Raw genomic sequence first — 19,071 nt, forward strand, 5'->3', positions numbered from 1 at the left:
CATCATCCCTGTCATCTGGAAATGCGATGGTTGCGTGAATCTCAAGCAGCTCGAATTCGCCGTGGCCCTGGCCGAGGAGGGCAACTTCACCCGTGCCGCCGAGCGCTGCCACGTGGTGCAGTCCGCGCTCAGCCACCAGATTGCCTACCTGGAGCGGGAGCTGGGCACGCCGCTGTTCGAGCGCCTGCCGCGCCAGGTTCGCCCGACCGCCGCAGGCGAGGCGCTGCTGGTGCATGCACGCCAGGTGCTGGCCAGCCTGCGCCACCTGCGCGCCGACGTGGCCGCCGTCAGTGGTGAAGTGCGCGGGCTGCTGGCGATCGGTCAGATTTCGTCGCTCACCGACATCGACCTGGTGGCGATGCTGGCCGCCTTCCAGCAGGCGCACCCGCAGGTGGAATTCCAGCTGCGGGTGGAAAAGAGTGAAGTGCTGATCGCGCAGGTGCAGTCGCGCGCGCTGGATGTGGCGCTGGTCGGGTTGGCGCCGTCGGCGGCGCTGGATGGCGTCTGCCACCGCATGCTGCAGGAGGAGGATCTGGTGGCGGTGCTGGCGCCGTCGCACCGGCTGGCCAGGCGCAAGCGGCTGCCCCTGGCCGAACTGCAGGATGAGGCACTGGTCGACTTCCCGCGCGGTACCGGCGCGCGCCGGCAGACCGATGAGGCGTTCGCCGCCGCCGGCCTGCCGCACACGGTGCGCTTCGAGGTCAACCTGATGGAACTGGTCGAGCGTTTCGTCCGCCACGGGTTGGCGGTCGGCATCGTGCCGGCGTTGATCGCCGACGGTTTCGAGGGCGTGGTGCAGATTCCGCTGCAACCGACCCCGACCCGCCGCGTGCACCTGGTCTGGCAGCGGGTGCCGACGCCGGCGGCGCGCGCGTTCGTCGAGGCCGTGCTCAGCCGCGCAGGCGCAGGCTCAGGCCCTTGAGGAAATTGCGCAGCATCTGGTCCAGGCAGCGCCGGTAGTTGGCGTGGCCGGGTTGGCGGAACAGCGCGCCGACTTCCGACTTGGATGCCTTGAAACCGGCGCTGGCGAAGATCTCCATCAGGTCCACGTCACGCAGCTGGAAGGCCACCCGCAGCTTCTTCAGCACCAGGTTGTTGTCGATGCGGGTTTCCACCGCACGCTGCGGCTGGCTCTCGTCGCGGCCGCGCAGGTGCACGATCAGGCCATCGAGGAAGTGCGCCAGTGCGCTGTCGCTCATTGCTTCGAAGCCGGATTCATCCTCGCGGCGCAACCAGGCCTTGACCTTTTCGGTATCCACGGCGAACGCCGGATCGGCCATCTGGCACAAGGTCACCACGTGGTGGTCGCCCAGGTCCAGGGAGTAGCGCACGCTGCGCAGGACATCGTTGTTGATCATGGCGTAATTGTACCGGTCACCCCGACAGGTGGGGCCGGATCTGGCCGATCCGGCAACGCAGGCCCCGGCCGACGGTGCCAGAATGGGGGTCTGGTTCCCCACGGAGTTGCCTGCATGACCCGCACCGTCCTGATTACCGGCGCCACGTCCGGCTTCGGCGCCGCCGCCGTCCACCGCTTCGCCCAGGCTGGCTGGAAGGTGATCGCCACCGGCCGTCGCAGCGAGCGCCTGCAGCCGCTGGTCGAGCGCTATGGCAAGGACGTGGTGCATGCCGCCGCCTTCGACATCCGCGATCCGGTGGCGATGGAAGCGGCCCTGCTGGCGTTGCCGCCCGCGTTCGGCGAGATCGATCTGCTGGTCAACAACGCCGGCCTGGCGCAGGGCACCGCGCCGGCGCAGGGCGCCAGGCTGTCTGACTGGACCACGATGATCGACACCAACATCACCGCGCTGGTGACCCTGACCCATCGCCTGCTGCCGCAGCTGGTGGAGCGCAAGGGCGCGATCATCAACATCTCGTCGGTGGCAGGCGTCTATCCGTACCCGGGTGGCAATGCCTACGGGGGCACCAAGGCCTTCGTCAGCCAGTTCTCGCTGGGCCTGCGCTCGGACCTGCACGGCACCGGCGTGCGGGTGACCACGATCGAACCGGGCATGGCCGAAACCGAGTTCACCGTGGTGCGTACCCATGGCGACCAGAACGCGTCGGACAAGCTGTACAGCGGCGCCAACCCGATGACCGCCGAGGACATCGCCGAACAGATCTTCTGGGTGGCCACGCTGCCGCCGCACCTGAACATCAATCGCCTGGAACTGATGCCGGTCAGCCAGTCGTTCGCCGGTTTCCAGGTCGCCCGCGAAGGCTGAAGCCCTTGTAGAGTCGAGCCATGCCCGACTGCTCTTCTGTTTTTGAACGGCAGTCGAGCACGGCTCGACACTGCAGGAACAAAAAAGCCGGGCAATGCCCGGCTTTTTCCGTTCAGCCCCGAAGGGTCACTGTGCCTTGATCGCCATCGCCTGCAGACCGGTGCCATCCAGCTTCTGCTTGGCCTCGGACAGCTCGCCGGCGCTGCCATACGGCCCCATGCGCACGCGGTACACGGTCTTGCCGTTGATCTGCGCCGACTCGACGCGTGCGGCCAGGCCCATCATCGCCAGCTTGGCCTTGGTGGCTTCGGCATCGCCGGAAGCACCGAACGCGCCGGCCTGCAGGATGTAGCGGGCATTGTCCACGGCGGCCGGTGCGGCAGCGGCCGGAGTGCTGGTTGCTGCCGGTGCGGTTTCCGCACGCGCGGCCGGCGTGGCAGCGGCGATGCTGGTCGATGCCGGCGGCGTGCTGGCCGGCGGCGTTGCCGCAGCCGGACGCTCGCTCAGCGGAGCTGGCAGCGAACGGTTGGTGGCGGTCACCTGCGCGGTGCTGGCGACGCTGGCGGTCGCTGCCGGTGCAGCTGCGGTGGCCGCAGCCGGCGGTACCGGCTTGCCTTCCAGTGCGGCCTGCGCGCGCTGCGCCTCGGCCTTGGCCCGGCGCTGGTCCTCGGCGCGCGCGCTGGCGGCCAGTTCGGCGTCGGACATTTCAACTTCCTTGCCCGGCAGCAGGGTGTAGAAGTCGTACTGGGTGGCGGCCGGTTTTTCCGCTTCGGCCGGCTTCGGCGTGGCGGGCTGCGCGGCCGGCTGGGTACCGACATCGCTGTCGGCATCGGCGACCGGGGCCGGCTGTGCGTTCGGGTTCGGCTGTGGGCCGGCGCGAAGGAAACCATCGCCTTCGCCCTTGAACAGGTTCGGCGCCGCCAGGAACACCACCGCAGCAATGGCCACACCGGCAACCAGCCACACCCATCCGGGTGTGCCCTGGCTGCCGCTGTTGCGTCGTGCCTGGCTTTTGCCGCGTCGTGCTGCCATGAGTACTGCGTCTCCTGATGCTTACATTTTTTCCGGGGTGCTGACGCCCAGGAGGTCGAGGCCGTTGGCCAGCACCTGGCGTGCCGCGCAGGCCAGGGTCAGCTTGGCATTGCGATCAGCGGCGTCATCCACCAGTACCGGCGTCCCGTGATACCACGTGTGGAACGCGTGCGCCAATTCACGCAGGTACTGCGCCACCAGATGCGGTTCCAGCGCCACGCCGGCCGCTTCGACCACTTCCGGATACCGCGAGATCTCGTTCATCAGCAGCAGCGAGGCGTCGTCGGCCAGGCGGCCGAGATTGCCCAGGCCGTTGGCCTGCTCGTACACCAGGCCCTTTTCCTGCGCCTGGCGCAGCAGGCTGCAGACGCGGGCATGCGCGTACTGCACGTAGAACACCGGGTTGTCGTTGCTCTGCTGGCGGGCCAGGTCGATGTCGAAGGTCAGCTGCGAATCGGGCTTGCGCGCGATCAGGAACCAGCGGGTCGCGTCGCGGCCGGCTTCTTCGATCAGGTCGCGCAGGGTGAAGTAGCTGCCGGCACGCTTGGACAGCTTCACTTCCTCGCCGCCGCGCATCACGGTGACCATCTGGTGCAGCACGTATTCCGGCCAGCCCTGCGGGATGCCCACTTCCATCGCCTGCAGGCCGGCGCGCACGCGCGCCAGCGAGCCGTGGTGGTCGGCGCCCAGTTCGGTGATCGCGCGCTCGTAGCCGCGCTGCCACTTGGACAGGTGGTAGGCCACGTCCGGCACGAAGTAGGTGAAGGTGCCGTCGGACTTGCGCATCACGCGGTCCTTGTCGTCACCGAAGTCGGTGCTGCGCAGCCACAGCGCGCCGCCTTCCTCATAGGTGTGGCCGGAGGCCTGCAGCTTGGCTACCGCTTCGGCTACCTTGCCGTCGGCATACAGCGAGCTTTCCAGGAAGTAGATGTCGAAGTCGACGCCGAACGCGGCCAGGTCCAGGTTCTGCTCGTTGCGCAGGTAGGCCACGGCGAAGCGGCGGATCGCCTGCATGTCGTCCGGGTCCTTGGCACCGACCACGGTGCTGCCTTCCAGATCGACGCTGGCGCCGGCCATGTAGGCGCGGGCCACGTCGGCGATGTATTCACCGCGATAGCCACCTTCCGGCCAGCCGTCCTGGTCCGGCGCGATGCCCTTGATCCGGGCCTGGGTGGACAGCGCCAGGTTCTCGATCTGCACGCCGGCATCGTTGTAGTAGAACTCGCGCTTGGCGTTCCAGCCATTGGCATCGAGCACGCGCGCCACGCAGTCGCCGATCGCTGCGGCGCGGCCGTGGCCGACGTGCAGCGGGCCGGTCGGGTTGGCCGACACGTACTCCACGCCCACCGTGCGGCCATTGCCGGACAGGTTGCGGCCGTAGTCATGGCCTTCCTTGATCACCGACGCGGCTTCGCGCTGGTACGCGGCCGGGGCCAGGTGGAAGTTGATGAAGCCGGGCCCGGCGATCTCGACCTTGCTCACGTCCTCGCTGCGCGGCAGCGCCTCGACCAGCGCCTGCGCCAGTGCGCGCGGATTGCTGCGCGCGGCCTTGGCCAGCAGCATGGCGGCGTTGGTGGCGAAGTCGCCGTGGTCGCGGGTCTTCGGGCGCTCGACCACGAAGTCCGGCGGCAGGGAGTCGGCGGGCAGGGTGCCATTGGCGCGCAAGGCTTCGATGCCTTGGCTGATCAGGGCGCGGAGGAGATTTTTCACGAGGCCTGCTGTGAGAATGAGCGGCGGAATCGCCCATTTTAGCGCAGATACCAGTGACCACGCTGGCCGGGACATGCCTGCGGGGACGGCCGGTGGCCCCGGGCGGGCGTGCGCTCAGCCGAACAGGCGGGGCTGGGGCGGGGACAGCAGGCCTCGTTCAGCAAACGAAACGGGGCGGCCCTCGCCCACCACGAAGTGGTCCAGCAGGCGTACGTCCACCAGCGCCAGCGCCTGCTGCAGCTCATCGGTGATACGGGTGTCGGCACCGGAGGGTTCCGGATCGCCCGAGGGATGGTTGTGGCTCAGGATCACCGCCGCCGCGTTGTGCAGCAGGGCGCGCCGCACCACTTCACGCGGGTAGACCGGGGCGGCGTTGATGGTGCCGTGGAACAGTTCCTCGCAGGCGATCAGCCGGTGGCGGTTGTCCAGGAACAGGGCCATGAAGATCTCGCGTGCCTGGCCGCGCAGGCGGTGCTGCAGGTAGCGGCCGACCGCGGCGGGGTTGTTGCCGACCGCCTCGCCGTGCTCCAGCTCGGCGGCAAGGTAGCGGTGGGCCAGTTCCAGCCCGGCCGCCAGCGTACAGCTGCGCGCCGGGCCGAGCCCGGGCAGGCGGGCCATCTCGCCGGCGGGGCGGTCGAGCAGCGTCCGCAATGGGCCATGCGCCTGTAGCAGGCCGCGCGCGGTCTGCACGGCATCGCGGCCACCGAATCCGGAGCCGAGGAACAGTGCCAGCAGTTCGGCATCGGAAAGTGCCGCAGGCCCGCGGGCGATCAGCTTCTCGCGGGGACGTTCCTGTTCGGGCCAGTCGTGGATGGGCATGCGGGCATCATCGCGGGCCCTGGCGGCGGTTCCCATCAGGACACGCCGCGGCCCCGGGTCGGCGCATGCCTCACTCGCGCCGGGTCTTCAGGTAGTCGAACAGCTCCTGGTTGTTCTGCAGGCCCAGCTTGCGCTTGGCTTCGGCCTTCTGACGGCTGATCGTCTTCGGGCTGCGCCCGCAGCGCTCGGCGACGGCATTCACGTTGAGCCCGGCCGCGAGGAGGTCCAGCACTTCCTGCTCGCGTGCCGAGAGGGGGGCCGGTTCGCGTGGAAACAGCAGGTCGCGGGCCTGCAGGTGGTGGCGCAGCTGCTGGGAGACGAACACCTGCCCGGCCAGTGCCGCGTTCAGCGCCTGCGGCAGTTCGGCGAAATCGGCGCATTTGTCCACCAGGCCGCTGATGCCTTCACGCAGCAGGCCATCGAGCAGCCCGGGGTGGCGCACACCGGTCAGTACCACCACCGGCAGGCCGGGGTGACGTGTGCGCAGGGCATCGATCAGGTCCGCGCCGTCCGGGCCGGACCCCGGCATCGACAGGTCGGTCAGCACCACGTCGCAGTCGTGGCGGGCCAGCAGCTGCAGCAGCCCGGTGCCGTCGCAGGCACTGCCGACGATCTCCATCAGATGGGCCTGCAGAACGATGCGGATGCCGTGCAGGACCACGGGATGATCGTCGGCGATGATGATGCGCGGATGCACGCGGCTCCTCGGAGATCGAACAGGCCCCTGCACGCAGCGGCCAACGCCTGATTCTGCAAAAGGGCAGGGCCACAGAGGTATAGGAAAGGTCCGAAAGCGTTGCCGGTAAATCCCGGGCCGAAGCAGGAGGACTCCATCTGCTGATAGCTGTCGGCTATGTGCGCCCTGCATCGGGACATTACCGGCCATCGGGTAAGCTAATGCCCTCGTTTGCACAGGAATTCCAGGTGGCTGACTCCCCCAACGCTTCCTCCGCGCCGGCCCGCGCGCTGGAAGGTCAGAAACTGCTGTTGTGCGTGGGAGGCGGGATCGCAGCCTACAAGGCCCTGGAACTGGTGCGCCGCCTGCGCGACGCGGGGGCCCAGGTGCAGGTGGCGATGACCGCCGGTGCCCAGCAGTTCGTCACTCCGCTCAGCTTCCAGGCGCTGTCCGGGCAGCCGACCCGCACCACGTTGTGGGACAGCGCCGCCGAACAGGCCATGGGCCACATCGAGCTGGCCCGCTGGGCCGACCGCATCGTGGTCGCGCCGGGTACCGCCGATCTGCTGGCACGGCTGGCCCAGGGCCACGCCGATGACCTGGTCAGCACCCTCTGCCTGGCCAGCACCGCGCCGCTGACGATCTGCCCGGCCATGAACCACCGCATGTGGCTGCACCCGGCGACCCAGGCCAACATCGCCCTGCTGCGCCAGCGTGGCGCGCAGGTGATCGGCCCGGTCGACGGTCCGCTGGCCGAAGGCGAATCCGGCCCCGGCCGGCTGGCCGAGCCGGGCGACATCGTCGCCGCGCTGGCCGCCAACGGCGGCGCAGCGGCCCCCGTGGCGCCGCCGGAAACCCGCGCGCTGCAGGGCCTGCGCCTGCTGATCAGTGCCGGCCCCACCTACGAGGACATCGATCCGGTGCGCTACGTGGGCAACCGCAGCAGTGGCAAGATGGGCTTCGCCCTGGCCGCCGCAGCCGCGACGATGGGGGCGCAGGTGGTGCTGGTCAGCGGCCCGGTGCAGCTGCCGACGCCGCCCGGCGTGCAGCGTGTCGATGTGCGCTCGGCCGCGCAGATGCGCGATGCCGTGCTGAAGTCTCTGCCGGCCGACATCTATATCGGTGCCGCCGCGGTGTCCGATTACACGCCGCGCCAGGTGGCCGCGCAGAAGCTGAAGAAGACCGCCGACAGCCAGTCGCTGGTGATCGAGCTGGTGCGCACGCCGGACATCCTGGCCGAGGTCGCCGCGCAGACGCAGGCGCTGAAGCTGGTGGTCGGCTTCGCCGCCGAGACCCACGATGTGGAGAAATACGCGCGCGGCAAGCTGGTCGACAAGCGCCTGGACCTGGTGATCGCCAACCAGGTCGGCATCAGCGGCGGCGGCTTCGAGAGCGACAACAATGCCGCCACTGCCTTCTGGCAGGACGGTGAACAGGTATTCCCGGCCACCTCCAAGCGCGAGCTGGCCGAACAACTGCTGGCGCTGATCGCGCGGAGACTCCAGGCATGACCCAGGCTTTCACTTCCCAACCGCTGCAGGTCAAGCTGCTCGATCCGCGCTTCGGCGACAGCTGGCCGCTGCCGGCCTATGCCACCGAAGCCAGCGCCGGCATGGACCTGCGCGCCGCGCTGGATACCGCGCTGGCCCTGCAGCCCGGTGATACCGCGCTGGTCCCCAGCGGCCTGGCCATCCACATCGCCGATCCGAGCCTGTGCGCGGTGATCCTGCCGCGTTCGGGGCTGGGCCACCGCCACGGCATCGTGCTCGGCAACGGTACCGGCCTGATCGACGCCGACTACCAGGGGCCGCTGCTGATCAGCGTCTGGAACCGTGGCCGCGAGGCCTTCACCATCGAGCCGGGCGATCGCATCGCTCAGCTGGTGGTGGTGCCGATTGCCCGCGTCAGCCTGCAGGTGGTGGATACTTTCACCGACAGCGTGCGGGGAACGGGTGGATTCGGCCATACCGGGGTGCGTTGACAGGGGACATCGATGAGCGGCATCGGGGAAGGACAGCGGGGACGGTCGTTGGGACGCAGCGCGCCACTACTGGGGGTGCTGCTGGTCCTGCTGGCCGGCTGGTTCGGATGGAGCGCGGTGCAGCAATGGCGGCAGGAGGCCAACGGCCAGGCGCTGGAACACGCGCGTGACCAGGCCGTGCGGGGGCTGCAGGAGGCCGCCGCTGGCCAGCTGAAGCAGCTGCAGCAGCAGTTGAAGAATGAACGCGTGCAGCAGGCCCTGCAGGCCGGCGATGCCGCCGCGGCAGCACTGGCCGTGCGCGAGAGCTGGACCGGCGTGGAGCAGGTGGACGTGCTGGCTGCGGATCTGGCCAATGCCTACGCCGACCCGGCCACCTTCGGCTATGCCCGGCTGGCACTGCTGGAATCCGCACTGGCCGACGGCAAGCCGCGCCTGCGCGTGGTCCGCGACGGCGGTGGCAACCGCCTTGGCCTGGCGGCACCGGTCGAGCTGGGCAACCTGGGCCCGGCCGTGCTCTATGTGCGCCAACCGTTGCTGCGCCTGACCTCGCCGCTTGACCAGGTGAGTGCGCCGTCCACCGGCTTCCTCGGCCTGCGCCAGGGCTCGCACGATCTGGTGACCCAGGGCAACGCGCATCTGGCTGAGAGCGCCGAGGCGCTGGCGCGGCCGGTGGCCGGCACCCCGCTGCGGCTGGTGGCTGCGGTGCCCAATGTCGAACCGGGTCCGCTGGGACTGGGGGCTCTGGCCAGTGCCATTGTTGCGCTGCTGCTGGCCTTCATCGCGGTGCTGCTGGTGGTCGGTCGTGGCCGCCTGCCGAAGAGTCTGCCGCTGCCGCGTCGCGCCGTGGCGGCCGAAGCCGATCATGGTCCGACGCTGAGCGAGAGCCTGCAGATGGCACCGCCGCCGGCGGCCCCCGCCGCCGCCAGCGAGGAAGGCGCGCCCCCGCCGCCGCCTGCGGTACCGGCCGAGGAACTGGCGGCCGGCATCTTCCGCGCCTACGACATCCGTGGCGTGGTCGGCAGCCAGCTGACGCCGAAGACCGCGGCGATGATCGGCCAGGCCATCGGCACCGCGGCGCTGGAGCAGGGCCTGCGCGAGGTGGTGATCGGTCGCGACGGCCGCCTGTCCGGGCCGGAGCTGGCCTCCGGCCTGGCCGAAGGCCTGCGCCGTGCCGGCTGCGCGGTGATCGACATCGGCCTGGCACCGACCCCGCTCGTGTACTACGCCGCCTTCCATCTGCGTACCGGCACCTGCGTGGCGGTCACCGGCAGCCACAACCCGCCCGAGTACAACGGGTTCAAGGTGGTCATCGGCGGCGAGACGCTGTCCGGTGATGCCATCACCGATCTCTACCAGCGCATCATTGAAGGCCGGCTGGTGCAGGCCTCTGAACCGGGCGACTACCAGCAGCGCGATGTCAGCGCCGACTACATCCAGCGCATTGCCGATGACGTGCAGCTGGACCGCCCGTTGAAGGTGGTGGCCGACGCCGGCAACGGCGTCGCCGGCGCGCTCGCACCGCAGCTGCTGGAAGCGATCGGTGCCGAAGTGATTCCGCTGTACTGCGATGTCGATGGCAGCTTCCCCAACCATCATCCCGACCCCAGCGAACCGGCCAACCTGGAAGACCTGGTGCAGACGGTCAAGCGCTTCGGCGCCGATCTCGGCGTTGCATTCGATGGCGATGGCGATCGGCTGGGCGTGGTCACCGGCGAAGGCAGGATCATCTACGCCGATCGCCTGCTGATGCTGTTCGCCGCCGATGTGCTGATGCGCAACCCGGGCGCGATGGTGATCTACGATGTGAAGTGCACCGGCAAGCTGTCCGACCATGTGCTGCGCAACGGCGGCAGCCCGCTGATGTGGAAGACCGGTCATTCGCTTATGAAGGCGAAGATGCGCGAGACCGATGCCGAACTGGCCGGCGAGATGAGCGGCCACTTCTTCTTCAAGGAGCGTTGGTTCGGGTTCGACGATGGTCTGTACGCCGCCGCGCGCCTGCTGGAGATCCTGGCGCAGCGCGAGGAAACGCCGGACGAGGTGCTGGGCGAGCTGCCGGAGATGGTGGCCACGCCGGAACTGAAGGTGCAGGTGGCCGAGGGCACGCCGCACGCGCTGGTGGCGATGCTGGTGGCAGCGGCGCAATCGCCGGACAACCCCTATGTGGGCGGCCGACTGTCGACCATCGACGGCCTGCGCGTGGACTTCCCCGACGGCTGGGGCCTGGTGCGTGCCTCCAACACCACGCCGGTGCTGGTGCTGCGTTTCGAGGGCAACGACGAGGCCGCACTGGAACGCATCCAGGCGTTGTTCCGCAGTCAGCTGCAACCGGTGCTGGGCGACACCCCGCTGGGGTTCTGAGCCGAGGCCGGGCTGCGCCCGGCACCCGCGGTAGTGCCGGCCGCTGGCCGGCAACCTCAGCGACAACGGCAGAAGCTGGCATTCCGTGGGATGGTGGGGCGGTGTCGGAGTGCGGGGACGCTGCAAGTACGTCCCTGTAGGCTTGGCAGCCGCATCCATGCGGCTGACACCCCGCACTCCGACACCGCCCCACCCCTGACAATTGCCTGGAGCTGTTGGTAGGTGTCGACCTTGGTCGACACGCTTTCACCCCTTGAACCGCAAGCCCACGCCCGGTTCGGTGAACAGGTAGCGCGAATCCAGTGCCGAGTCGCCCAGCTTGTGCCGCAGCTTGCCGACCAGGATGCGCAGGTAGTGGGTGTCGTGCTGATGGGTGGGGCCCCAGATCTCCTGCAGGATCTGCGGCTGGGTCACCACCCGCCCCGCATTGCGCAGCAGCAGTGACAGCAGCGCGTACTCCTTGCGCGTCAGCGCCACCGGCTCGCCATCCAGCGCCACTTCGCGGCGCACCAGGTCCACGTGCAGGTGGCCGTCGTCGAACACCGGTGGCGTGCCATCACTGGGCACGCTGCGGGTGCGCAGCAGCGCCCGTACCCGCGCCATCAGTTCCTGCGTGCCGAACGGCTTGGTGACATAGTCATTGGCGCCGGTATCCAGCGCCCGCACCTTCTCGGCCTCGCCGGCGCGCACGGTCAGCATGATCACCGGCACCTGGCTCCACTGCCGCAGCTGTTCAAGCACCTCGTGGCCTTCCATGTCCGGCAGGCCGATATCCAGGATCACCAGGTCCATGTCCTCGCTGGCGGCCAGCTGCAGGCCTTCCTGGCCGGTGGCCGCCTGCCGCACCTGGTAGCCCTGCGCGCGCAGGCTGATGTCCAGGAACCGGCGGATCTGGGTTTCATCGTCGATCACCAGCACGCGCGCGGCCGGCACGCTGGCATCAATCGGGGTCGGGCTCATCGTGGGAGGCTGGCTTGAGCAGGGGCAGGGTGATGCGGATCAGGGTACCGCGACCGTCGCGTCCGGGCAGCGCCTGCACGCTGCCGCCATGCGCGCCGATCATGCCCTGGCAGATGGTCAGGCCCAGGCCGGTGCCGTGGCGGCCACGGTCGCCGCGCTCGACGCTGTAGAACATGTCGAAGATGCGCGCGCGCTCGTCGTCGGGAATGCCGGGGCCGGCGTCGATCACGTCGATGCGCAGCTGGCCATCCAGCTCGCGCGCCTGCACCTGCACGGCGGCATCCGGCGGCGAGAACTTGGCGGCGTTCTCCATCACGTTGAACACGGCCTGTTCCACCAGCGCCGGGTGCACCCAGATCGGCGCCAGCGTGGACGGAATGTCCAGCTCCAGCCGCACCTTGGGCTGGTAGCGCTGCAGGCGTCGCGCGGCGGAGCCGATCAGTTCGTCCACGCCGATCCAGTCGCGGTTGATCTTCAGCCCTTCGTGGCCAAGCCGGGTCATGTCCAGCAGGTTCTGGATGTAGCGGTCCAGGCGTTCGCCTTCGACCAGGATGGTATCGAGCAGGGCACGGCGATCGGTCGTGTCCATCGCCGCGCCATAGCTGGCCAGGCTGTCGGCCGAACCGATCATCGCCGCCAGTGGCGAACGCAGGTCATGCGATACCGATGAGAGCAGCGCCGAGCGCAGCCGCTCGGTCTCGTTGCTCACATGGGCCTGCTCCAGTTCCGCCACCAGTCGCGTGCGCAGCGCGGCCTGGGCGATGTCGTCGACCATCGCTTCGGCCAGCTGCCGCTGCTCGGGCAGCAGGCGTGCCTGCGCGCCGGGCAGGTACAGGCCGGCCACGCCGATCGCATGGTCTTCGCCATCCAGCAGCGGCAGGAACCACCATTGCGCCCCTGCGAGGGTGTCGGTGAAGCGTCCACTGGGCTGGCCGTGGCGCAGCGCCCAGTCGGCGGCGGCCAGATCGGTGTCGCCGGGCTGGCTGCGGCCCCCGGCCGCGGTATCGGTGCCGATCCGCAGCCACGCCGGCACATCCATGGCCTGTTCCAGCGCATGCCGGCCGGCCTGTGCCACCTCGCCGTTGCCGGCGGCGCTGGCCAGCTGCCGGCCCAGCTGCTGGCGCGCGCGCGCATGGCGGTTGGCCGCGCGCAGCGCGATCACCTGCATGCGCAGCCGTGAAGCCAGGCGCCCGGCCACCAGGGCAGCGGCCAGGAACAGGAACACGGTGATCACACCCTGGCGCGCACCGATGGCAAAGGTGAAGCGCGGCGCGATGAACAGGAAGTTGTAGGCGAGGAAGCACAGGATCGCCGCCATCACCGCCACGCTGGCACGCGTGCGTGCGGCGACCAGCACCACCGCGACGATGAACACCATCGACAGGTCGGCCATGCCCACCCAACGCTCGGCCAGCCAGGCCACCACGCATGCCAGCGCCGTGGCGATCAGTGCTTGCACCGGCTCGTGGCTGAAGCCACGCACCGGTGCCATCAGCCCCTCGCGGCGCGAGCGTGCACGTGCCTGCGGCGTGCTGATGATGGTGATCTCGTAGTGCGCGCCGCGCTGGATCAACTGCTGGGTCAGGGTGCGGTTGAACATCCGCGCCAGCGGTCGCTCGCGGGTGCGGCCCAGCACCAGGGTCGACACGCCATTGTGTGCGGCATGGTCGAGCAGGGCATCGGCGATGCTCGATCCATGCAGCAGTTCAGCATCACCGCCCAGGCGCCGCGCCAGTGCGAAGGCCGCATCGATCTCGCGGCGGGTCGCGTCGTCCTGGCGACGTCCCTGCACGGTCACCACCGTCCATGGCGCATCGCGGCGTTCGGCGATGCGCCGTGCCACGCGCACCAGGTACTCGCTCTGGCCACCGCCATCGATGGCCACCAGCACGCCGCGGCGCAGTGGCAGGTTGCCTTCACCGCGTGCGGCGCGGGTTTCGCGCAGGCTGCTGTCGACGCGGTCGGCGGCTTCCTGCATTGCCAGTTCGCGCAGGGCGGTCAGGTTGGCCGGCGAGAAGAACGCCTGCAGCGCCTGCGTGGCCTGCTCGGGCACATAGACCTTGCCCTGCTGCAGGCGCGCGATCAGTTCGCGCGGCGGCAGGTCGACCAGCACGATGTCATGCAGGCGGTCGAGCACGCCGTCCGGCACGGTCTCGCTCACACGCACGCCGGTGATGCGCATCACCACATCGTTGAGGCTTTCCAGGTGCTGGATGTTGACCGTGGTCCAGACGTCGATGCCGGCGTCCAGCAGTTCCATCACATCCTGCCAGCGCCGCTCGTGGCGGCTGCCCGGCGCGTTGCGATGGGCCAGTTCGTCCACCAGCACCAGTGCCGGATGCCGGGCCAGCACGGCATCCAGGTCCATCTCCTGCAGGGTGTGGCCGTGGTAGGCCACTTCCTTCAGCGGCAGCTGCGGCAGGCCTTCCAGCAACGCCTGGGTATCGGCGCGGCCATGGGTTTCCACCAGGCCCACCACCAGATCTACGCCGCGACGCAGCTGCTCCTGCGCGCGGGTCAGCATGGTGTAGGTCTTGCCCACGCCCGGCGCCGCGCCGAGGAACACCGTCAGCTTGCCGCCGGCTTCGCGTTGCAGGCCTTCGACCAGGGCATCGGCCTGGCGGGTACGTGCATCAGTCATGGGTGCCGCTGTCATGGCCGCCATTGTGCGCGCAGCGGGTGCGGGCCGGCATCACGGCGCCTTGGCGGCGTGGTCCAGTGCGAAGTTCAGCGTCACCACGTTCACCCGTGGCTGGCCGAACAGGCCCCACTGGCGACCTTCGGTATGCGCCTGCACCAGCGCCTGCACGCGCTGCACCGGCAGGCCACGGGCACGTGCCACGCGCGCCACCTGCAGTTGTGCCGCCTCTGGCGACAGTTGCGGATCCAGGCCACCTGCGGACTGGGTGACCAGGTCCGCAGGCACCTGTGCCGGCGCTACGCCTTCGCGTGCGGCCACCGCCGCGGTGCTGGCGGCTACGCGTTCGGCCAGCGCCGGGTTGCTGCGTGCCATGTTGGAGCCCGCTGCGGCCATCGGATCGTAGTTGGCGGCCGACGGGCGTGCCTGGAAGTAGCCGTCACCGGTGAACGGCTGCGACAGCCACGCCGAGCCGCGTACCTGGCCGTTGCCATCACGCAGCAGGCTGCCTTCGGCCTGGGTCGGGTAGGCCAGGCCGGCGAAACCGGTGGCGATGCCGGCGTAGACCGCGCCGGCCAGCAACAGCGTGGCCAGGCCCAGGCCGATGGCCGGGCGCCAGCTGGCGCCATCCTGCAGGCCGGCCACGCGGGCCTCGGCCTTGGGTTCGCGGGACAGGGAAGACGAAGTGGAAGCAGAACGGTTCATGCGCCGAATACCAGGACAAGAAGGAGGTCGATCAGCTTGATCGCCGCGAACGGCAGCAGCACGCCGCCGAGGCCGTACACCAGCATGTTCCGGCGCAGCAGCGCGGTGGCCGTGGCCGGGCGGAAGCGCACGCCGCGCAGGGCGAGCGGGATCAGCGCAGGAATCACCAGCGCGTTGAAGATCAGCGCCGCCAGCACCGCGTTGCGCGGGCTCGACAGCTGCATCACGTTCAAGGCGGCCATGGTCGGCACCGCAGCGGCGAACAGCGCCGGCAGGATCGCGAAGTACTTGGAGACGTCGTTGGCCAGCGAGAAGGTGGTCAGCGCGCCGCGGGTGATCAGCTGCTGCTTGCCCACTTCCACCACCGCCAGCAGCTTGGCCGGGTCCGAATCGAGGTCGACCATGTTGCCGGCCTCCTTCGCTGCCTGCGTGCCGGAGTTCATCGCCAGCCCGATGTCGGCCTGCGCCAGTGCGGGCGCGTCATTGGTGCCATCGCCGACCATCGCCACCAGGCGGCCGCCGGCCTGCTCCTGGCGGATGCGTGCCAGCTTGTCTTCCGGGCGTGCTTCGGCGATGTAGTCATCCACGCCGGCCTCGGCAGCAATGGCCGCGGCAGTCAGCGGATTGTCGCCGGTGATCATCACCGTGCGGATGCCCATCGCGCGCAGCTGCGCGAACTTCTCGCGCATGCCGTGCTTGACCACGTCCGACAGCTCGATCACGCCCAGTACGTGGCGGCCCTCGGCCACCACCAGCGGGGTGGCGCCGTTGCGTGCCACCTGCTCGACGCGGCCGGCCAGCTCGGCCGGCACCGTGCCGCCCAGCGCCTGCACATGGTTGCGGATCGCATCCAGTGCGCCCTTGCGGATCTGCCGGCCATGCTCCAGGTCCACGCCGGACATGCGGGTCTGCGCACTGAAGGCCAAGTAGTCGGCATGGTCCGGCTCGGCGGTGGCGCAACCCTGCTCACGGGCCAGGCGCACGATCGACTTGCCTTCCGGGGTCGGGTCGGCCAGCGAGGACAGCAGTGCCGCTTCACGCAGCTGGCTGGCGTCGATGCCGGCCAACGGATGGAAATGGCTGGCCTGGCGGTCGCCGTAGGTGATGGTGCCGGTCTTGTCCAGCAGCAGCACGTCGACGTCGCCGGCCACTTCCACCGCCTTGCCCGACTTGGCCAGCACGTTGGCGGCCAGCGCACGGTTCATGCCGGCGATGCCAATGGCCGGCAGCAGGCCGCCGATGGTGGTCGGGATCAGGCACACCAGCAGCGCGATCAGCAACAGCGGATCGACCTTGACGCCGACTGCAGCACCGATCGCCGGCAGCGTCGCCACCACCACCAGGAAGGTCAGCGTCATCGCCGCCAGCAGCAGGGTCAGTGCGACCTCGTTCGGGGTCTTCTGCCGGTTGGCGCCTTCCACCAGCGCGATCATCCGGTCCAGAAAGCTGTGGCCCGGCTCGGCGGTCACCCGCACGATGATCTGGTCGGACAGCACCTTGGTACCGCCGATCACGCCGGAGCGGTCGGTGCCGGCCTCGCGCAGCACCGGTGCCGATTCGCCGGTCACCGCCGCTTCGTTGATGGTGGCCAGGCCCTGCACGATCTCGCCATCGGCCGGCACCAGTTCACCGGCACTGACGATCACATGGTCGCCGGGGCGCAGCTCGGCGGCCGGCACCTGGGCTTCTGCGGCGCCCGGCTGCGGCGCCGCCAGCCGGCGCGCCACCAGGTCCTGGCGGGCCCGGCGCAGCGAGGCGGCCTGGCCGCGGCCACGTGCCTCGGCCACGGCCTCGGCGAAATTGCCGAACAGCACGGTCACCAGCAGGATCGCGGTCACCGCCAGGCCGAAGCCCAGCGGCGCATTGCCGGTCAGGGTGACGATGGCGGCCACGATCGTGCCGGCCATGACCACCGCCATCACCGGGCTGCGCACCAGATGCATCGGCGACAGCTTGCGCACCGCTTCGATCAGCGCGCGGCGCAGGCCGGCGCCATCAAGCAGGGCAGGGCGCGGTGCATGGGTACTACGGGTTGAACTTGCATGACTACTCATGGGGGTGTCCTCAGTGCAGTCCCAGGCTCAGGTGGTCGGCGATCGGGCCGAGTACCAGCGCCGGCATGAACTGCAGCACGGTCAGGATGACGATCACCGAGACCAGGGTCAGGGCGAAGGTCGGGGTTTCGATCTGCAGGCTGCCGGCAGATTCCGGCGCCTGGCGCTTGGCAGCCAGCTGTGCGGCCACCACCAGCGGAATGATCAGCAGCGGGAAGCGGCCCAGCAGCAGTACCAGCGAGCAGCTCAGGTTCCACCACAGCGTGGCGTCACCCAGGCCTTCGAAGCCGGAACCGTTGTTGGCATAGGCCGACACGTACTCGTAGAAAACCTGGCTGATGCCATGGAAGCCGGGGTTGGAGGTGCCGGCCAGGCCGGGCACAGCCAGGGTGATCGCGGTGAACACCAGCAGGGTGATCGGCTGCAGCAGCACCAGCAGGGCCAGCAGGCGCACCTGCGGTGTCTCCAGCTTGCGGCCGAACAGTTCCGGCGTACGCCCGGTCATCAACCCGGCCAGGAACACGCCCAGCAGCAGGTACACGATGAACTGCTGCAGGCCGCAGCCGATGCCGCCCCAGATCGCGCTGACCAGCATGTTGACCATCGCGATGCCGCCACTCAGCGGTGCCAGCGAGTCGTGCATGCCGTTCACCGAGCCGTTGGAGACCTGGGTGGTCACCGCCGCCCACAGCGCGGTGCCATCGGCGCCGAAGCGCACCTCCTTGCCTTCCATCAGCAGCGGAGTGGCGGCGCTGGCGCTATGTCCTTCGCTCCACATCATCGCGCCGGTCGACAGCAGCGACATGCCCAGCATGCAGCTGAACACCAGGGCGCCGAAGCGGCGGCGGCCGGTGAAGGCACCGATCATGAAGATCACCGCCATCGGTATCAGCAGGATGCCGACAACCTCCAGCGCGTTCGACAGCGGGGTCGGGTTTTCCAGTGGGAAGCTGCTGTTCGGTCCATACCAGCCGCCACCGTTGGCGCCCAGCTGCTTGGCCGCGACCATCGCCGCGACCGGGCCCAGCGGCAGTTTCTGCCCGGCCATGCCGGCGCTGGCATCGATCGGCGTGGCCTGCGGGCCGCCGGCCAGGGTCGACGGTACGCCCTGGCTGGTCAGCAGCAGGGTCCAGACCAGGCACAGCGGCAGCAGGAAGCGCACGCACAGGCGCACCACGTCCACATAGTAGTTGCCCACCGCCACTTGGCGGTCATCGCCGGCACCAGTCGCAGCCGCAGCCTGTGGCGCACGCGCGAACAACGCGCGCAGCGTCGCCACCGCCAGCGCCAGGCCCATCATCGGCGTCACCACCTGCAGGCCGGTGATGCCGGTCATCTGCGAGAGATAGGACAACTGCGCCTGGCCCGAGTAATGCTGCTGGTTGGTGTTGGTGAGGAACGAGATCATCGTGTGCAGCGCGGTGTCCCAGCGCATGTTCGGGATCTGGTCCGGATTCAACGGCAACCAGGCCTGGGTCATGAACACCGCCTGGGTCAGCACCGCGACCACCACGTTGCTCAGTACGAAGGCCAGCGCATAGCCGCGCCAGGACATCGAACGCGACGGATCGACGCCGAACACCTTGTACAGCGGCTTCTCGATCCAATGGAACAGCACGTCGACCTTCATCGGCGCACCGCGCATCACCCGCGCCAGGTACAGGCCCAGCGGCCACGCCAGCAGCAGGCTGGCGGCAATAATGACAAGCATCTCAGTCATGGCCGGCTCCGTCAGAACGACTCGGGCCGAAGCACGACATAGAGAAGATAGGCGGCGGCGACCAGCACCAGCACGCCACACAACAACGACAGCCAGGGGGACATTGCAATAGCGTCCTGGTGGAACCCCTCCACCTCAGGCCGCCATCGTCGTCCTGCCCCCCATAAACGCACTACGCGCCGGACCGGGC

At 69.2% G+C, this 19,071-nt stretch carries 16 protein-coding genes; 5 read left to right on the forward strand and 11 right to left on the reverse strand.

What is annotated here, in order from left to right:
• The first annotated feature begins 34 nt into the window (after positions 1–34).
• The gene (locus AC5P7U_RS07350; RefSeq protein ID WP_197563534.1) at positions 35–922 is read left to right on the forward strand and encodes a LysR family transcriptional regulator; all 888 of its coding nucleotides are present in this window, start codon (positions 35–37) and stop codon (positions 920–922) included.
• Here the strand turns inward: AC5P7U_RS07350 and AC5P7U_RS07355 are convergent.
• Positions 891–1,358: a YehS family protein gene (locus AC5P7U_RS07355; RefSeq protein ID WP_197563536.1), complete on the reverse strand. Its 468-nt coding sequence runs from the start codon at positions 1,356–1,358 to the stop codon at positions 891–893. The genes AC5P7U_RS07350 and AC5P7U_RS07355 overlap by 32 nt on opposite strands.
• Positions 1,359–1,472: 114 nt before the next feature.
• Between AC5P7U_RS07355 and AC5P7U_RS07360 the strand changes: the two genes are divergently transcribed.
• Positions 1,473–2,225 (forward strand): SDR family NAD(P)-dependent oxidoreductase, encoded by a 753-nt coding sequence (locus tag AC5P7U_RS07360; protein WP_004153850.1) that lies wholly within the window; start codon positions 1,473–1,475, stop codon positions 2,223–2,225.
• 126 nt (positions 2,226–2,351) lie between these two features.
• Here the strand turns inward: AC5P7U_RS07360 and AC5P7U_RS07365 are convergent, their stop codons facing one another.
• The 4 genes from AC5P7U_RS07365 to AC5P7U_RS07380 form a co-directional block, all read right to left on the reverse strand.
• Positions 2,352–3,257, reverse strand: coding sequence for an SPOR domain-containing protein (locus tag AC5P7U_RS07365; RefSeq protein WP_197563538.1), 906 nt, complete (start codon positions 3,255–3,257; stop codon positions 2,352–2,354).
• Between the two features lie 21 nt (positions 3,258–3,278).
• On the reverse strand, positions 3,279–4,967 hold the full coding sequence (gene argS, locus AC5P7U_RS07370; RefSeq protein WP_197563540.1) for an arginine--tRNA ligase: 1,689 nt from the start codon (positions 4,965–4,967) through the stop codon (positions 3,279–3,281).
• A 114-nt stretch (positions 4,968–5,081) separates the two neighbouring features.
• The gene (gene radC / locus AC5P7U_RS07375) at positions 5,082–5,786 is read right to left on the reverse strand and encodes a RadC family protein (protein WP_197563542.1); all 705 of its coding nucleotides are present in this window, start codon (positions 5,784–5,786) and stop codon (positions 5,082–5,084) included.
• A 70-nt stretch (positions 5,787–5,856) separates the two neighbouring features.
• Complete coding sequence (locus tag AC5P7U_RS07380; protein WP_197563544.1) at positions 5,857–6,483, reverse strand: response regulator; 627 nt, start codon at positions 6,481–6,483, stop codon at positions 5,857–5,859.
• Between the two features lie 200 nt (positions 6,484–6,683).
• Between AC5P7U_RS07380 and coaBC the strand changes: the two genes are divergently transcribed.
• The 3 genes from coaBC to AC5P7U_RS07395 are packed head-to-tail and all read left to right on the forward strand — an operon-like array spanning position 6,684 to position 10,804.
• A complete protein-coding gene (gene coaBC / locus AC5P7U_RS07385; protein WP_049457359.1) occupies positions 6,684–7,973 on the forward strand; it encodes a bifunctional phosphopantothenoylcysteine decarboxylase/phosphopantothenate--cysteine ligase CoaBC in 1,290 nt (429 codons plus the stop codon).
• Positions 7,970–8,443, forward strand: coding sequence for a dUTP diphosphatase (dut, locus tag AC5P7U_RS07390; RefSeq protein ID WP_495220929.1), 474 nt, complete (start codon positions 7,970–7,972; stop codon positions 8,441–8,443). Before coaBC ends, dut begins: the two co-directional genes overlap by 4 nt.
• A 12-nt stretch (positions 8,444–8,455) precedes the next feature.
• Positions 8,456–10,804 (forward strand): phosphomannomutase/phosphoglucomutase, encoded by a 2,349-nt coding sequence (locus AC5P7U_RS07395; protein WP_414555261.1) that lies wholly within the window; start codon positions 8,456–8,458, stop codon positions 10,802–10,804.
• A gap of 246 nt (positions 10,805–11,050) precedes the next feature.
• Here the strand turns inward: AC5P7U_RS07395 and AC5P7U_RS07400 are convergent, their stop codons facing one another.
• From AC5P7U_RS07400 to AC5P7U_RS07425, 6 genes are read right to left on the reverse strand one after another with little or no spacing between them, the layout of a single operon-like run.
• Positions 11,051–11,764, reverse strand: coding sequence for a response regulator transcription factor (locus tag AC5P7U_RS07400; protein ID WP_004153862.1), 714 nt, complete (start codon positions 11,762–11,764; stop codon positions 11,051–11,053).
• Positions 11,745–14,405, reverse strand: a complete 2,661-nt coding sequence (locus AC5P7U_RS07405; protein ID WP_164086514.1) for an ATP-binding protein — start codon at positions 14,403–14,405, stop codon at positions 11,745–11,747. Before AC5P7U_RS07405 ends, AC5P7U_RS07400 begins: the two co-directional genes overlap by 20 nt.
• A 51-nt stretch (positions 14,406–14,456) precedes the next feature.
• Positions 14,457–15,107, reverse strand: a complete 651-nt coding sequence (gene kdpC / locus AC5P7U_RS07410) for a potassium-transporting ATPase subunit KdpC (protein ID WP_004153865.1) — start codon at positions 15,105–15,107, stop codon at positions 14,457–14,459.
• Positions 15,104–17,161 carry a potassium-transporting ATPase subunit KdpB gene (kdpB, locus tag AC5P7U_RS07415; protein ID WP_312561762.1) on the reverse strand — a complete coding sequence of 686 codons (2,058 nt, stop codon included), beginning with the start codon at positions 17,159–17,161 and terminating at the stop codon, positions 15,104–15,106. Before kdpB ends, kdpC begins: the two co-directional genes overlap by 4 nt.
• Positions 17,162–17,171: 10 nt before the next feature.
• Positions 17,172–18,881, reverse strand: coding sequence for a potassium-transporting ATPase subunit KdpA (gene kdpA, locus AC5P7U_RS07420; protein ID WP_308308063.1), 1,710 nt, complete (start codon positions 18,879–18,881; stop codon positions 17,172–17,174).
• Between the two features lie 11 nt (positions 18,882–18,892).
• The gene (locus AC5P7U_RS07425; RefSeq protein WP_005407770.1) at positions 18,893–18,985 is read right to left on the reverse strand and encodes a potassium-transporting ATPase subunit F; all 93 of its coding nucleotides are present in this window, start codon (positions 18,983–18,985) and stop codon (positions 18,893–18,895) included.
• Positions 18,986–19,071 lie beyond the last annotated feature (86 nt).

The sequence above is a fragment of the Stenotrophomonas sp. YJH_SMC_57 genome, assembly GCF_059369755.1.